Raw genomic sequence first — 16,857 nt, 5'->3', positions numbered from 1 at the left:
AATGTCTAAAACTAATTCAGAAAATGAACAAATTAATCAATTTGTTAAATTAGGGGAAAGAAATAAGTCTTTACTTCCCAGAGTTAAAAATTGGTGTAAACATATAGAGATAAAAGACAGATCGGCAGGATTAATTGCTGAAATGTATAAACTTCCTACTAATCTTTCTATTTCATGTCCTCACACAAACTCATTTTTTACAGCTGCTAACTTTGAATGGATTGCCAGAGATTTTATTTTGGATAATTGTCAAAGCTGTTCTTTTCATCAGGAAATTACATCTAAAAACTTTGGACGTGAAGTAATCAAAACTAAAAAAGAATATTTAGATAAACAGGCAGAAAAACTAGAGTATGCTAAACAGGCGAAATCAGATTTTAAAAAATATATAGAAGAGATTAAGCTCAAAGAAAAACATAAAACTAAAATTCCGGAACTTTCTGTTATAAAATTGTTGGACGAATTGGAAGATGGTAAATTGGAAAGTATTTCTTCAATAATAGAAGCAAGCAAACTTTCTCCTCTTTATTTTAATCAAATTTCTATTGATTACTTATGTTTATATTTGGATGATAATGATGTTAATGACGGAATTTTAGAAGTGATATATAATATTTCACAGACAAATAAAGACTTTTCGAGTTTTTCCATTGAGAGGTTGACTGAAAGTATAAAACACAATTTTCAAGATATAACATCCGGGATTTTAAATAATGTATTATCTGAAGATTATTTTTTACATAATTCAGATTTGGTAGGATCAATCATAGATTCTTTAGAGTATGAACGAGGAATAGGATATTACGGAGAAAAACATTCTTATCCTAATAGTATAAATTTATTTTTAAGAATTCATAATCTGAATGGAAAATATACAACAGAACTTCTTAAAGAAAAATTATCCATTAATGACAAAAGCACAAGGATAAATATCAATGGCTTTTTACAAGAGCTTTTAGATAAGGATAATGAATACAGCTTTGTAAAGGATTTGACGGACAATATAATTTTATCTTTAGAGTTAGATGATGATTCTTATAATGATTCTGCTGATGCAATGACTTGTGAGACATTATTTAAATTATATCTGATAGACTCAGCTTTTATTATTGATAAACTGGTCAAAAAATATAAACAATTAAGTAGTGGTGCTTTTGTTGAACTGTTTCGTTTATTTGAAAAAATAATTAGAAAAGGAAATTTTAACGATGCTCAAAGTCTACTTGAAATATTATTTGAATATTTATCCTCAAAAAATACAGACATCAAAATAAGAGGAAAGATAGTTGAAATTTTTGACAGGATTACAAGAGAACGATTTGAAGTATGTAAGCCTTATTTTGAAAATTTCGTTGGACTACTTATCAATTTTCATAGTGAAATTGCAACATTCAATTATTATAAAAACGAATTGAAAGAAAATAAAGTTTCTACTTTTAACCCTATTCAACATTTAAATATATATGAAATTGAATCTTTGGAAATTAAGCAAAGTAAAATACAAAATGATCTTCAATCAATAATCAGTAAACACATCATTGAAGATTCTACTAGACAAAACTATTCGGATTTTTTAAACACAATGAATGGATTAAGTAGCGACAAAGATGGAGAACTGAAAAGTATTTTGATATCCGTTTTAATCAAATCATCCAAAGAACAGATTGAAATAGCAGAATATTTACCAAAAATTCATAATCATATTTTAGATATCCATTCAATTCATGTGAGAACTCAAGGGATGAATTTTATTATTAAACTTTTGAATGATTACCCTCAATTAATAACCCAGACATTCATTGATTTAATAAAAGTTTTTTTAAACGACTCGGATATTATTATCAGGAAAAAGGCAGTAGAGGCATATTCATATATTTTGGCAAAGTTTCAGGATCAGGTCGAGAGTGAAGATATAGAGGTTTTATGTAAGAATATGATACACACCAGAGTTATTGTACATAAAGCTGTAATAGAGCTCTCATATAAAATACTACCATATTTAGATACAAAGCAAAAAATAAAATGGTTTATCAATATAATAAGTTGGGAAGCAACATATTTTAATGAGGGCGATTTTTATTATAGTAAAGATTTAGTGAAAATTATATTGTACTATAATAATGAAATAAATAGTGCTAATCAGAGCAATATCATTAAAGAATATTATCAAAAATATTGTAATTGCCCAGAATATTATGTGGCTATAGATTTTGTAAAAGAACTCAATAGAATTTCTGATGATTTTCCGAATTTAGAAGATTTTTGGTTGGAACAAACTCTCAACTTCATAAGTAAGTTAAGAGTAGATTATATTCATAATCATGAAGATATAATAGAGCCATTCTTTAATACACTATATAATAAATCGCATGAACTATTAAGTAAAAACGAAGAATTATTTTTAAAGTTTATTGAAAACAGAATAGCATTTGAAGATTACAGGACAATCTTAAGATTATTAAAAGTTTTATTATATTATAATCTACATGAGATACTTAATACACTCTGTCTTATTTTTGAATCTAAAGTTCCTAAAAATCAATCTAATATCGATGCTTTAGAATTTAATGGTTTATTTTATGAGATTTCACGTCTTGAATTAGCCGTTAAAGATAACCTTGATATTCTCCCACTTTTAAACAATGAAAACTAAGCAATACAACGAGGAATTACTATATATTCAAAAAAAATTAAGGAATAAACTTTTATATATTTTCTCTGATTTTAATATTTCTAAAGCTGGGCATATTCTTGCTGAAGAAGATAACATTCTGACTTCCTTAGATAAGTTAATTAAAGATTCTCAGGGCAGTAGAGATGAATCTTTTTTTTCTGCCTATAAATATCTATTGGTTTCTATTTTTCATCTTTTAAAGTTTGTTAAAAAGGAACTGGATGGAGAAGTAAATAATCATTTAAACGCTTCTAAAAATCATATAAGCCTAATAGATATTGACGCTCTAAATTATCTTGAAGGTTTTAAAAAAAATATTCATGTGTTAACACAAGAGATATCTTCTGTTAAAGAGATAAAAGATGTAAATGCGGTTATAAGTAAATTTATTGAAATAGCATTTCCAATGGTATCTGAATTCCCTGTTCAACAAAGCTTTTTGAATAAAGACTTGTTTGAACAAGAATCAAAATCAGATGAAGAAAAAAAGATTGTTTTATCTCTAAGCCTATATATAGATGGAGAGCCGTGGCCAAATCCTAAAATTTTAAAACCCGAAATAAATTATAAAATCTCAGGAACTATTGATTTCAATCATTGGCCGGAAGGTTATAAATCTTTAACTATCAAACCTGTGTCCACTACAAGCAATGACTGGTTTATCCTTTCTCTTCCAATAATTGAGTATAAGGAAAATGTTCTTACTTATGAATTATCGGGTAGCATTGTTTTTAAATATCCCCAGCATAGCATAGACGACAATATTTCTCTTAGACTTCTTGCTTATTTTGAGAATCCATCCGAAAAATTGTATCCTATACTGATAGGGTATGATCAACTTATTCTTAAAGTATTAGATCCTAATTCTAATCAGTTCTTGACCGGTTTTAATATGATGAATAAAGCTGTCTTTGAAATTTCTAAAAATATAGGTATTGATTTGCCCAACATTGAAAAAACTGAAAAAGAAGATTTTTTATTCTTATTGTCAGGCATTCTAAATTATCAAGCATTTTCTATTCAACAAGGTATCTATAAAAACATAGGCTCTATGAGTGAAGATGTTTTTAGAGATGACCTTATACGTCATTTAATAGGACTTCCATATTTAGGAGAACAAATTATAAAAGAAAGTCATTTATCAGGAGGAAGAGTAGAGATCTCATTTAAAGGAATAATTGCTGAATTAAAGGTAGAGACTAAAATATCAAATAGAAAAAAAATGATTGAGAAATACATGAATCAGCCTATTGCTTATTCATCAGGTAATATTAAGCAACTCTCAATATTATGTATCCTTGATCTCACCGAAAAAACCAATCCTCCGGCAAATCCGTTAAATAATATCAGTCTTATTTCACCACCTGTTCATGGTTTTGAAGAAGCTGATCTGTCATACGCCTCAAAGGTAGCAGTCATAATAATTGATGGAAATATTAAAAGACCGAGTGATTACAGTAGGTAAGCCGGCCAGGCTTTGATAATTTTATATATACATTAATGCAATCAAACGTATTAATTTTAGCTTCTTTGTAAAGCATAATCTTACTTCTCAGAAATTATTCATAAAATGATGGTAATTGATTAAATGACAATACAAGGAAGTTTGTTGATAGTTGTACTTGTTAGATTAACTCATTTTTCCAATAAAATTATTTAAAATGTAAGAAGTCCGCTAAGAAGCGGACAACTTACATTTTTTTCAAAAGGAAAAAGAAGCTAATTTACCCCGAATAGTACCTCACGAAAATCAGCACCTTTCAATTTTTTTATTATGAGAAATTATTTTCTCAAGAATATTATTGATGCTGAGTTCCGGAAGTAAGCTTCGAAAAACTAAATCCAATGATAAGGTTTACCACTTCTATTTATATAGCAATGCATCTCCTCTTTTTTAAGTTCCGGAAAAAAGTCGATTGCTCGGTCAATTGCATAATTCGCCAAAAAATCGATTTCGTCTCGAATTGTATTTACAACTTTTTCACGACCATAGTATTTTATAATTTCATCTATCTCATTTTGACCTCCTCTTTCTATGATTCGAGAAATGATAGGCACACAGGCTGTCTCCCAATTTAATAAGCTAAAATTAGTATCCCAAAAGAATTTAGAATGAATATCAGGTAATATTTTATCTTCTATTCTCATACTATAAATATAAGGTTTTTATCTCTTTTTCGCAACAAAATTACCTTTTAAATCGTTTTCCTTTATTCATGGGAATGGCTTTTTTTGAAAGTGAACTTCCAAATTTAAGATTGGGATTTGAAACAGCTTTTTTAAGTCTTTCCTGCATTGTCTTCCAATTATTCTCTTTGCCTTGAATCATTGAAACATCATATTGTGTTCTAATACCATCAAAGTAAATTAATGAACGTGCTACTAAATTTGAATTTCCATTATATTTTTGTTGGTAGCTATCTAGATATGACTTTAAAGGATTTTCTTCAAGAAGAAAATACATATCTACGAAATCCTTTAACCTTGCTCCACTTTGAAATATTGCGTGAAGTTTCATAGCACCAATATCATCATTTGAAATCATTCTAACATTTTCTGAAATTTTATCGGTTGCTATAACAGGATATTTGTGGGCTAAAAGGTCAACTTTTATGTCTTCAATATAGGTCATAACGGTATTTTCAAAAACAATCTCATCTGTAGCCTTATATTTTTTTTGCAAGTAGCTAATTAAATCTTTTGAGTTAAAGTCTTTCGTAGTGAATAGATCAATGTCAATGGATAACCTATGCCCTAATTTCAAGGCTAAGGCGGTACCGCCCACCAAAGTGAAGTCCTTTAGCATTTCATCTTTCATCAGTTTTTGTAGAAGTTCCCACATTTCCTTACTAACAGTTTCCTTGTGTAGCATAATTCATTTTTCAGAAAATTAATCCTGTAAATGATGTATGCCTGTACAATGGAAGTGCATGGAAACATTTGACTTCGATTGTCGATGAAAGTCTAAAGTAGAAGCCTTTTATTGGTGGAGATATTAGTAATTGGAATTACAAATTTTTCCGGTAATAGTTACTTTAGTATGTACTAATTTTAAGAAGTCCATCTTTCAGTAGGAAACCTTAAACAAAATCTAAAATATGTAGGTGGCTGCGTTTTGCACATTTAAAACATTAATGAAAATCAAGCCTGCTTTGTAAAAAGTAATGTTCCAAAAATATTGTTTTAAGAATAGATTTATTGCTTATTGAAATGCGTGCGACTTTACAACTACGTGGAGAAGTTAGGAGCTCATTCGCAACTTTGAAAGTCCTAAAGTCCTAACAAAGTTGCTGCTTCGCTCTCCGAGGTTTGAAATAAAATTTTATTTTGAGAATGATTCTAAAATTAAATATTCCAACAATCATATTTTAGTATGTTGCTACTATCTTTATTTAAATTATTAATTTAAATAATACCGAACTGAAAAGATTTTAGATTAAGAAAATTTATTTTTATAATGTAATACTATATTATTCTATCAAAATCGGTCAGAATGACACATAAAAGTCAGTTGCTTAGGATAACTTTCTGACAATTAATAAGATATTATCAAAGGAATATTTTTTGAATATTCTATGAAAAATTTATTTTATGCTGAAATCTTTACTTCAAAAATTCGGATTAAAAGAGGATCAAAAAACAACAGATAGAAAGAGTTTAAGCTCTTTAGCAGCAAAAGTGCTGACCGATGAGAAAGAAGTTGCAAGAGTTCAGCCCTATCTTACGGCTATTAAAAATGCAATTGATGAACCTGCCATAACCAACATTGCTGTTACAGGTGCTTATGGTTCGGGTAAGAGTACCATAATTAAAACATTTCAGCATCTAAATCCGGAGAATAAATATCTCAATATTTCTTTAGCATCTTTCAATGATTCTAATAATACGGATGATATGGAAAGATTGCTCGAAGTAAGCATATTGCAGCAGATATTTTATCACGTAAAACCTGATGAAATACCAGATTCCAGATTTAAGCGAATTATTAATAATACAACTGGAAAGATTTGGTCTATCGCTATCGGATTGGTTTTATGGATTTCTAGTATTTTCATACTGTTTAAATTTGATTATATAAAGAAAATTAATCCGGATACTTGGATCGTGGGATGGAAAAATATAGACTGGATAGCATTACTTGTATTTCTTGTATTCTTTTTTGGAATCGGAATGTTTTCCAAAACTGTTGTTCGATTATTCAGCAATTCAAAAATCAATAAATTAAATATTCAGGGAGAAGTAGAATTAGGTGATAATATTGACAAGTCTGTTTTTAATGAACATCTTGAAGAGATTCTGTACTTTTTCGAGAGGACAGATTACAATGTAATTGTCATTGAAGACTTAGACAGATTTGAAAGCACTGATATTTTTACTAAACTTAGAGAAATAAATATTCTGTTGAATAATTCCAAATCTATCCAAAGTAAAAGAGGTGATGAAAAAATAAACTTTCTGTATGCAATTAAGGATGATATGTTTAAAGATAAGAACGAAAGGGTAAAGTTTTTTGAATATATAATTCCGATAATTCCTTTTATTAATCCATCTAATGCCGATGAGCAGTTATCAAAGCTTATTAGGGAAGCTAAACTGGAATCTGTTTTATCCCAAGAATTCATCAGTGACGTTATCACTTTCATTGATGATATAGATATGCGTTTGCTCATCAATATTTTCCACGAATTTGTTTTATACAGAGATGCTCTCAACCCAGAATTTATAACTAAGCCAGAGGAACTTTTTGCAATCATCACCTACAAAAATCTGTATCCTAATGATTTTATGAAGTTACACAGAAGAGAAGGTATGCTCTACCAATTTATAAATAACAAAAATCAATATATTTTTGGTATAGTTGAAAAAATTGATCAACAAATTAAAACGAAAGAAAAGAATATAAAGGATATTGAAAACGAATATGATTTATCTGTTAAAGAGCTAAGGGCTGTTTATATTAGATTCATTCAAGAAAAAATACCAGATGCTGTAACTTTAAATATAAATGGGAATAAGAAATTTTTCGAGCTTGTAGAAGATGAAAATTTTGAAAAATTACTAGAAGATGAAAAGATCAGTTATAATTATTATCAGGTCTACAATGATTATGGTAGCTATCAAGAATACAGAAAATATAAAAATACAACTGATATTTCTTTCTCCAAAATTGAACAGGAAGTAAATGCAGATTTTACTTATTCTGAGCGCGAGAAATTTATCATAAACAAGACCAATGATAAAATTCAGAATTTGAAATTGGAGATTGAGAAGCTTAAAAACAGAAAACAAGAGGTTAAATCTTGGGATGTAAAGCAAATTTTTGAAGAAATTGATATAAGCACATATTTAGATGTTTTTGCTGGGAGTCCTTTGATGCGTAACTTATTGCTAAATGGATATCTTAATGAAAATTATAATGATTACATTTCTTTATTCCACGAGGTAAGTTTGACCAAAGAAGATTTCATTTTCGAGAAGAAAGTCAAGAGTGGAGAAGTTCTAACGTTTGATTATAACTTGACGAATGTTGAGACTATAATCAGCAAAATTCCTGAAAAATACTTCAAACGGGATACAATTTTGAATTTTGATTTACTAGATTTTCTTGCTGCAAATTATAATAAGTATAAACCTTTGTATGAAAGCATTATAAAAGTCTTAAGCAACGAGAAGCAAAGGTCTATTGAATTTATAGATTCGTATATACATCGACAAGATTTTCCCGTAGAAATTTTTATGCCTTCTATTTGTAAGTCTTGGCCAGGATTGATTGATTACCTGTACAATGACAGCAATTATACTGAGGAAAAAGAGAACTTTTATCTGGAACTTTTAATAAAGTTTGTTCCGAACGAAGATATCGTGGAATTTCAAAATAATGATTTATTAAAGGATCTCATTGAAGAAAAGCCATATTTCTTGTCGATGATAAAAAATACTGATAAAACTGATTATTTTGAAAAGATTTCGTCGCTGTTCAAAAATTTAAATGTGAAATTTTCAGATTTAGACCCTGTTACAGATGAGACGAAAAGATTGTTCGATTACGTTTATGAAAATGATAGTTATCAGATCAATGCTGAAAATATAGAAGCTATGATACTTGAGTACAGTGCAGAAGTAAAAGCTGCCGATTTAGAAAAGGCTCATTTTAATTCTGTTCTTCTATCAAAATGTGATCATCTTATTGGCTACGTAAAAGGACATACAAATGCCTATGTCAGAAATGTATTTTTAAAATTAGAAGGCAATTCTGAAGAACCAGAAGAATCATTTCTTATACTTCTTAATGATCTTATGCTGGAAAAAAAATTAAAACAGGATATTATAAATAAATATAATTTTAAAATCTCCACCATTTCAGACATTAAAGATGAAGAAATAAAAACAATGCTTGTGGAGTCCAATAAAATTGTACCCAATTGGGAAAATGTTATTGATTATTATATTGATTGGGATTCTTCTCTGGAAAAACCTTTGATAGACTTTTTGAATAGTGAAGAAAATTATCTTAAGCTTTCGAAGGAAAAAATGGAAAAGGAGGGAGATTTCGGTTATGCAGAGTTTAGAAAAAATATTCTACTATGCAATGATTTGTCAGATGAAAGCTATAAAAAACTATTGGAAAATAGTTTATATACAAGAGATCAGCTTGCATTCGAGCATTTGAGCAATGAAAAGGTAAAATATCTTGTTGAAAATATTCTGACATTATCTGAAGAGAATTATAATCTATTGAAAGAAAGATTTCCGCATCTACATATAGACCTTGTAGCCAAGCATCAAAATAAATTCATTGTAGATTTTGAAAAATATACTTTGGACGAAAAGGATATTATTTTACTGTTAGGTAATCTTAGTAAAATAAATCACCAAACTAAAATTGAAATCATAAAATTGCTGGACTCTGATGTAATTATTAATAATAAGGATATTTCGGTTATTGTATGCGGCATACTTTCAAACTCTTCTTACATTCCTTTAGAATATCAGGTTCTTGAAGGATTATTTAAAAATACCACTTCGTTAGAAAATAGAATAAAACTGCTTAATATTCAATTTAGCAAAATATCTATCGAAGAAATTAGTAATTTGGTAAAAATTTTACCTTATCCTTATTCTGATATCGCTGTACGCAGAAAAAGACCTACAATCCCTTTTAACAGTCATAATCGTGAGTTTATTAACAATCTTAATAATCAGGGTTTTATTTCTTCATTTGAGGTTAAACATAATGAAATTAAAATTGTCGCTAATTATTAAAATGGAAAATATTAATTAAATTCCTCTTATAATCAAGATCTAAAAATAGTTGGATATAAGAAGTTACGAAGTTGAGGAATATATTAAATTCTAAGACAAAGTAAGCCAAACAATAATTTGATGAGCAATTGGTAGACTAAAGATAAATTAGAAAATTTAGATTTAATCTTCAATGAAGACTTCAATTAATTTCAAAGCAGCGAAATCAGATTCCGAAGCCCACAACTCCAGAAAGAAAACCTTTGATTACATTCGAAAGGATTTGAGCTCCAAAAATGAGTATTGGTTAGAAGAAAAAATTTCAGAGAGATTAAAAAATATAGAAGCTTATTGTAAAGAAAAATCCGGAAGAAAATTACAGAAGAATGCGATGCCAATCAGAGAAGCTGTTGTTGTGATTAAAGAAGATACAAAAATGCTTGACTTACATAATTTATCCAAAAGATTGGAAGAAGAATTACAAATCAGAATTTTTCAAATTGCTATTCATAAAGATGAGGGTCATTATGATAAAGAAACAAAAGAATGGAACCCGAATTATCACGCTCATCTTGTTGCTGATTGGCAAGATCTGCAAACTGGAAAAACCTTAAAGCATCAATCTTTCCACTATTCAAAAATGCAGGATATTACTGCGGAATGCTTAGGAATGGAGAGAGGCATTGAAGGCTCAAAAGGTAGATTGGAGGCAATAGAATTTAAGATCCAGAAAAAAGAACAAGAGCTTTTAGCACTAGATGACAAGATAAATGATGTAAAATCTGAGCTCAATTCCAAAAAGTTTGAAGATTTGATTGTAAAAGAAAGTGATTTCTTAGGCTTTAAAAAAATTAGAACCGATCAAACTCTTGACAACTACGAAAAAGCGTTCAACACGTACAATATACAGCTGAGCAAAAACAAACAGGAATTAGAATTCAAAAACAAACTGATAACAGAACTCCGAAGCAAAAATTTTGATCTCAAAAAAGAAATTTCGAATCTGAAACAGAAATTTTCTAGCGTTCTATCTAACGACAATATTTATTCAAGTGAAAAAATAAAATATTTAGACTCTGTAAAGGATACTTTAATCAAGACATTACAATTTGAGAAAACAAAATTACCTCAGCTATTTACTGGCTCTAAAGTAAAGTTAATCGCAGAAATCAATAATGTTTGTAAGAAGGTTTCACAGAAGAACAATATACCTTTCTATGCATTTGAAGAAGTTTTTAAAGATTCAGAAAGTGTTTCTCAAATAATATCCCTCTTAAATTTTGGCAATTCTGAGATCAATTACAATTCGGAGCAAATTCCTTTACAGCAAAAGAAGAAAAAACAACGCAGGTTGTAATAGACGATTGTAAAAAATATTAAAAAGAAAACAAAGGAATAGTTTCAGATTATAAACACAAGTTCAAGCCTAAAGGTATAAAGAAAAATCTCCACCTTTTAGGTCGTATTTTTCTTTATAAACTTGCTTTTTAAAATCTGCAACGATGATCAATTGGCTTTCTTTTTTTTCTTTTTTTCTTTTGAAATTATATTTGATCAATTATGGTATTAAATATTTACAATTTAACCTCGTATTCAAGTTTTTTTAATCAACCACAAATTGTCTTTCTAGGTTAGAAAAATAGTAACGATGTATTTTTCTCTTTTTGTGACTTCCATCATGATTTAAGTCTATAACTCGATAATATTCCATTTTTGCTGATCGATATCACTTAGATGTAAATCAAACCTTTGCTTATTTACAGCAAAGCATAATAAATTTGTTGGTCGAGAAAATCCAACGTACACCATTTTAGAAGATTGTCTGTGATTTTTCTGTGTTTTATCAAAATTGATAAATTTGAATTGATCAGAAAGTCTTTCACTTTCATAATTATGATTTCCATTTCCATAAAAGGTTTCCAGATATAAGGTTGCAGTATGTGTTTCACCTTTCACAGAATGAATGGTAGAAATATCTATATCAAATCCATGAATATTTATTTTATTAGTGCTAATTCGATCCACAACATTATCAGTATCTTGTATAGGAATTATTGTAGACTGATTATTAATAAAATCGTTAGAAGCCTGCACAGATTTTCCAAAACAGGATAAAAATGCCGGTATGTAGGCTTTTATAGAAGTGTAGGTTTCATCATCTTTTCTTCTTATAATATCTATACTCCAATTATATAAATTTCTTTTCAAGGAGATATATTCATTATAATGTGAAATTTCTAAATTTCTTAACATTTCGCTTTTTGACATATATAATCCTTCAAGTCTTAAGATTTTAATAAGAGCATTTAATATGCTTTTCCGGATAGGTTCTAAAGTTTTCTTTTCACGATTAAATAAAACCAAGTATGAATCTAAATTTTCATAGTCTATCTTTTGTTTTATGTTTTCAGTCGATAAATTTTCAAAATAATGTTTAATAGCTAACCTATTTCCTTCAGTTGGCTTTTCCTTTGTCCATCCTATGACTTTATATTTGTTTTTAGCATTAATTAAAATGTCGCCAGAAGTAATATAGGCTTGTATTAGTTCTGAAAATTTAGGAATTACTTGTTGAATGTTTTCTGAGGTAAAAATAATTAAATGTGGTTTTAAATCACAAGAATCATTATGTCCCTCAATACTAAAATTTCCTTCTCTGCTTAATGCAAAACAGTTTACAAGCTCTGCAATTTTAGGAGAAAGACGTTGGCTACCATTAATATTTTTAATTCTATCATTATCTCTGAGAGACCAAATTTCTTCCAAGGCAACTTCATTTGTGTATATAGCCTGATTTTTGTCTCCAATTCTCTGATACTTTGAAAGACTTTTGTCGGAATCATAAAATATTTTTTCGAGAAGATTATATTGATGTAAATCTACATCTTGCATTTCATCTATAAAAACAAACTTAAAGCGTCGCTGTATTATATTTTTAATCTTAGGATATTTATTCAAATATATTTCGGCTAGTAGATATGCGTCATCAAAATGTAATATACCTTGTGCTAGAATCTTTATTTTAAAAGAAACCATCCACTGTGCGACTTTATTTTTTTCTTCTGGAGTAAAATCCTGCCAATTCTTTCCCCTTCTTGGTTTTGTTATTGTAATAAGTGATTTGTTCAAGCCACTTAGCAGTTTTAATGAACCATTATCATATAATAGTCTGTATTTATACGGCAACCCTACATTTGCACGAAGAAAAGATTTTGCATTCTTAGCCTGTTGTATTGTATAATTTGACAAATTTAATTTTAAATTTTTCTCTACAGCCTCGTTATAAATCTCATTGTCAATTCTTAAAATTTTTCTCTTGTATTTGATTTGATAGTAGGGAATCGCTAAAAATTGATCGACAAAACTTTGGATTGTTCCAATGAAATTTGGATACGAAAATAATTTAGGACAATGTTTACCAATTCTCTCTCTTATTTCATCAATCGCAGTATTCGTATGTGCAAGAATTAAAATACCTCTATTACTTTCTAAGGGTAATTTAGTTTCTAAGATTAGTAATTTAGCCAAAAGCACTGTTGTTTTTCCACTGCCCGGAACGGCTTGTAAATCTAATGTTTCAAGGTTCTTTATGAAATCAACTCTCTGTACATCGAAAGTTTTCCCTTCCGGGAGTAAAATACTTTCAGCATATTTAATGTCACTATCTGAAATATTAATCATTTCTTGTAGCATATTTTATCGCATCTACCAAATATTGAATAGGATTATCTCGCACAAAAATGTTTTCACTTATAACAATGTCAGTTTTTAGAAATTGTGCGAAATACATAGCAATCATTGATTTAGAAATTTCTTTTTTATCGATTATAAAATAATACATAATATCAAAAGCAATCTGTTCATCACTTTTGTTCGCAATAAAATCATTCCATCTTCTTTCGTAATTAAGCAGAGAAATATCTTTTATTCCCTTTTTACTTTCATTTTCTCCCAAATAGTTATCAGCTCTTATCTCCTCTAGACATTGAACAATTGCCTTAAAAAGAATCTTTCTCAATATCGGGTGCATTGCAATACAATATTCTAAAGTCCAAAAATTACTAATAAATGCTTTGATCGATTGCGATTCTATGGTGGATTTCTTTTGTATTATAAAATCGGACGGATTATATTTCGTTATAATATTTTTTGCGAGCAGTTTATCTTCAGTGATATTATATTTGTACGCATATTCTACAGGTCGCAAATCCAAATCATTTACTATACTAATTGGAATATCTATGTGTGGTAATTTAGTTCTTAAGAAAATTTTGGAATATCTTAAAAATGCAGTGTTTCCTATAGGTACTATTGATACAGAAGAAGAGGTAAGGCTATTACTTATTTCTCCTAATTCAAAAAGCTTATCTGCTAAAGCTGGGATAATAATTTCTTCTGAAATGCCTTCTACAAAAATTAACCCTTTAGCAAAGAAAAGATTTGACTTTGTTACATCCAAAAATCTTTCTAAGAATGGATAGTCAGTTCTTTTTAATTTTGTGTAATCTTCTCCTAAAGGAAATGCGTAATTCTTTGTACAAATAATTAAATTTTCCAACTTTACCTTTGATGCTAAATTAGGGCTATGAGTCGTTAAAATCAATTGTATGTCGGTATGTTTTTGTAATGATTCTATGATTTGCATCTGAGCTTGCGGATGTAAATGCGCTTCCAATTCTTCCACAAGTCCCAAGCGAATGCCGTCCCAATCCCTTTTGTTAAGATGAACCAATTCGGATGACATAAAAAGTCTATTTAATGTGCCTAGCCCGACATTAATTTCATCTTTCACTAATAATTCTAGTTTTTCTAAAATATTTCTAAGCTTTGCTTCTGAAACTTTTATATCTGTCTCTTTAGAATTATCATAAAAAGATTTTAAGTATTTATCTATTTCGTCTTTAAGTTCTTTGCCATTTAAGTCACTCAAAACTGTTGTCTCGTCACTCTCTAAACCTTTAAAATATGAGGCAATACTTGAATTAAAATTTTTGAAAATATCTATCAAAAGATGATCGTTTTCTTTATTTTTAAACGCTTCGTGTTTTTCAAAAATTTGTGATAATCTAGATGCCTTTTTTGGAATTAATTCTGATTTAGCATCTCGTAAAGGTTTGAGGTATGTGGCTTTTAGAAATTCTTTAGCATCTGAATTTAATGTATATCCTTCTTCAGACAAACCTGCTTTTAGATCAAATGTTACAATTTTATCATTTATCTTGGTTGATTCGTAATACATAATTAGTATTGGCTCCGAATTCTCTCCTTCACCCTCCCAAGACAGCCATTCGGTAAAGTTTTTAGCTTCTTCAATAGTTATATCCTTGAATAATAACTCTATTCTAAATCGTTCAGAATTTTTATAAAAGTCTTCTCTTTCGGGTTTAATCCATTCAGAGGCGTGTGTTTTCAAAGCTAGTTTAATTGCATCTATAATTGCTGTTTTGCCCGAATCATTTTCTCCAATCAAAACATTTAAGCCCTTTGTAAAGTTTAAATCTAAATTAGGCCTATCTAAAATAAAGCTTCCATCTGTTCCAAATTTTCTAAAATTCCACAGTTTAATATTATGTAAGTACATTAGGTTTCAATAGATTTATTAGTTAATCTAATATAATAAAAACTTATTACTTACTAGCTGAAAACTTAGTAATTAATACATTACTAGGTTTCAATAATATTTTTTTGATTATTTTTTGAAAGTATTTAATACCACAATCACTTCACAAAAAAAAGCTCAACATCAAGTTGAGCCTTTCTTATGAAAAAGTAATTACCCCGAATTACTTATATTTTTATTTATTGATTAGCTTCTCAAGCCTATCCATCATTTCGTCTTTCTCTCTTAACATTCTTTCATATAAAGCAATCTTTTCTTCGTGCAATTGTATTAATTTATCAATCGGTTGAAATACTGGATTATGATTGTAAACAGCTCCATTATCATTATTGGTAATAGTGTTAGCAATTATATTTATTGCAGCCTGTTCATCAAAATTCTGAAAAGCCTCCACAGGAATTTTAAGAGCTTTTGAAATTGCTTTCAATAAATCATCTTCGATAACATCTTTCTGCTCCAACAAAGAAATTTTCTTTTGGTTCCAGTCTTCGCCTAAGTCAAAAGCTAAAGCCTCCTGCTTGATACCAAGCATTTCCCTAAAGCGTTTTACATTTCTTCCTTGATGTATTTTCTGTTCCATAGCAATTATCAAAAATTTAAGGCTTAAAGATAAAGCCATTTCTATTAATTCGTCTGAGTTGTAAAGTTAAAAAATTATCCTGTAAAATATCCCTTATAACGGATATTTTATTCACTAAAAGAATAGATTAGTCAACGGCAACAACAGAATTTAGTTCGCTATATTAAATCCTTTTCCTATGAAAAAGTCTAAAATATCCTTGGAATCTTTTTTCTGGTCAGCAGAAGAGATTGAGGATCCTTTTGCACTAATCGACTCCTTTTTTGATTATGCAGACCTGGATTCACACAAGCAAATCTTGGCAGGCGCAATGCTGTTTGTCCAAAAGAAAGAAATCTACAATAGTGATTATCCGGGACAGCTATTTGTCTTTTATACTGCTTTCCGCTCTTTCCTGAAAGCCTGTGTAAGGATACAGCGCAAAGACAAAAAATGGAACATCAAAAAAGCATCCGAAAGCTGGTCATACCTGCATCAAGCTTCTTTATTAAAGGACGAATATCTTAATCCTTTCCTTGTTTTCCAAAGAGCATTTACCGAAAAAACCATTGCCGAATTTGATTTTTTTCTTTGTGAGATTTTACATCTGTCAGCATCTCCTTTCATAGAAGAGTTTGTTGACATTGATCTAATAACACCGTATATCCATATTGTCAAAATGCTTGATGCAGCACAGTTGATGCGCGAGCGTGGAATAGAAAAGATCAAAAATAAACCGATAGACGATCTCGAATAAGATAT

10 protein-coding genes are annotated in these 16,857 nt (G+C 29.1%); 5 read left to right on the top strand and 5 right to left on the bottom strand.

All coding sequences use genetic code 11. The features are described 5' to 3' along the window. Position 1: 1 nt before the first annotated feature. Positions 2 to 2,653, top strand: coding sequence for a hypothetical protein (locus tag ACVFVN_RS12590; protein ID WP_456235535.1), 2,652 nt, complete (start codon positions 2 to 4; stop codon positions 2,651 to 2,653). Next, positions 2,643 to 4,139 carry a hypothetical protein gene (locus ACVFVN_RS12585; RefSeq protein ID WP_456235534.1) on the top strand — a complete coding sequence of 499 codons (1,497 nt, stop codon included), beginning with the start codon at positions 2,643 to 2,645 and terminating at the stop codon, positions 4,137 to 4,139. Before ACVFVN_RS12590 ends, ACVFVN_RS12585 begins: the two co-directional genes overlap by 11 nt. Positions 4,140 to 4,510: 371 nt before the next feature. Here the strand turns inward: ACVFVN_RS12585 and ACVFVN_RS12580 are convergent, their stop codons facing one another. Next, the gene (locus ACVFVN_RS12580) at positions 4,511 to 4,822 is read right to left on the bottom strand and encodes a DUF6922 domain-containing protein (RefSeq protein WP_456235533.1); all 312 of its coding nucleotides are present in this window, start codon (positions 4,820 to 4,822) and stop codon (positions 4,511 to 4,513) included. 40 nt (positions 4,823 to 4,862) lie between these two features. Next, on the bottom strand, positions 4,863 to 5,546 hold the full coding sequence (locus ACVFVN_RS12575) for a nucleotidyl transferase AbiEii/AbiGii toxin family protein (protein ID WP_456235532.1): 684 nt from the start codon (positions 5,544 to 5,546) through the stop codon (positions 4,863 to 4,865). Positions 5,547 to 6,265: 719 nt separating this feature from the next. On the opposite strand from ACVFVN_RS12575, the gene ACVFVN_RS12570 reads away from it, so the two are divergent. Then, on the top strand, positions 6,266 to 9,937 hold the full coding sequence (locus ACVFVN_RS12570) for a YobI family P-loop NTPase (RefSeq protein WP_456235531.1): 3,672 nt from the start codon (positions 6,266 to 6,268) through the stop codon (positions 9,935 to 9,937). 172 nt (positions 9,938 to 10,109) lie between these two features. Further along, positions 10,110 to 11,273, top strand: a complete 1,164-nt coding sequence (locus ACVFVN_RS12565; protein ID WP_456235530.1) for a hypothetical protein — start codon at positions 10,110 to 10,112, stop codon at positions 11,271 to 11,273. A gap of 332 nt (positions 11,274 to 11,605) precedes the next feature. Here ACVFVN_RS12565 and ACVFVN_RS12560 read toward each other — a convergent pair whose 3' ends face one another. From ACVFVN_RS12560 to ACVFVN_RS12550, 3 genes are all read right to left on the bottom strand, one after another. Then, complete coding sequence (locus ACVFVN_RS12560) at positions 11,606 to 13,609, bottom strand: UvrD-helicase domain-containing protein (protein ID WP_456235529.1); 2,004 nt, start codon at positions 13,607 to 13,609, stop codon at positions 11,606 to 11,608. Further along, positions 13,590 to 15,497, bottom strand: a complete 1,908-nt coding sequence (locus ACVFVN_RS12555) for an ATP-dependent nuclease (RefSeq protein ID WP_456235528.1) — start codon at positions 15,495 to 15,497, stop codon at positions 13,590 to 13,592. Before ACVFVN_RS12555 ends, ACVFVN_RS12560 begins: the two co-directional genes overlap by 20 nt. A gap of 214 nt (positions 15,498 to 15,711) precedes the next feature. Next, a complete protein-coding gene (locus tag ACVFVN_RS12550) occupies positions 15,712 to 16,116 on the bottom strand; it encodes a helix-turn-helix domain-containing protein (protein WP_201133353.1) in 405 nt (134 codons plus the stop codon). A 178-nt stretch (positions 16,117 to 16,294) separates the two neighbouring features. Between ACVFVN_RS12550 and ACVFVN_RS12545 the strand changes: the two genes are divergently transcribed. Beyond that, on the top strand, positions 16,295 to 16,852 hold the full coding sequence (locus ACVFVN_RS12545; RefSeq protein ID WP_456235527.1) for a hypothetical protein: 558 nt from the start codon (positions 16,295 to 16,297) through the stop codon (positions 16,850 to 16,852). Positions 16,853 to 16,857: the final 5 nt, after the last annotated feature.

Source organism: Soonwooa purpurea (genome assembly GCF_053891095.1).
Note: the sequence above shows the minus strand (reverse complement) of the source record. Positions and strands in the feature narration are given on the sequence as shown.

What these genes read in the sequence shown, in the direction of transcription:
- ACVFVN_RS12555 (WP_456235528.1), bottom strand. Translation starts at nt 15,497, where the DNA reads ATGTACTTACATAATATTAAACTGTGGAATTTTAGAAAATTTGGAACA.
- ACVFVN_RS12590 (WP_456235535.1), top strand. Translation starts at nt 2, where the DNA reads ATGTCTAAAACTAATTCAGAAAATGAACAAATTAATCAATTTGTTAAA.
- ACVFVN_RS12585 (WP_456235534.1), top strand. Translation starts at nt 2,643, where the DNA reads ATGAAAACTAAGCAATACAACGAGGAATTACTATATATTCAAAAAAAA.
- ACVFVN_RS12580 (WP_456235533.1), bottom strand. Translation starts at nt 4,822, where the DNA reads ATGAGAATAGAAGATAAAATATTACCTGATATTCATTCTAAATTCTTT.
- ACVFVN_RS12550 (WP_201133353.1), bottom strand. Translation starts at nt 16,116, where the DNA reads ATGGAACAGAAAATACATCAAGGAAGAAATGTAAAACGCTTTAGGGAA.
- ACVFVN_RS12560 (WP_456235529.1), bottom strand. Translation starts at nt 13,609, where the DNA reads ATGCTACAAGAAATGATTAATATTTCAGATAGTGACATTAAATATGCT.
- ACVFVN_RS12575 (WP_456235532.1), bottom strand. Translation starts at nt 5,546, where the DNA reads ATGCTACACAAGGAAACTGTTAGTAAGGAAATGTGGGAACTTCTACAA.
- ACVFVN_RS12545 (WP_456235527.1), top strand. Translation starts at nt 16,295, where the DNA reads ATGAAAAAGTCTAAAATATCCTTGGAATCTTTTTTCTGGTCAGCAGAA.
- ACVFVN_RS12570 (WP_456235531.1), top strand. Translation starts at nt 6,266, where the DNA reads ATGCTGAAATCTTTACTTCAAAAATTCGGATTAAAAGAGGATCAAAAA.
- ACVFVN_RS12565 (WP_456235530.1), top strand. Translation starts at nt 10,110, where the DNA reads ATGAAGACTTCAATTAATTTCAAAGCAGCGAAATCAGATTCCGAAGCC.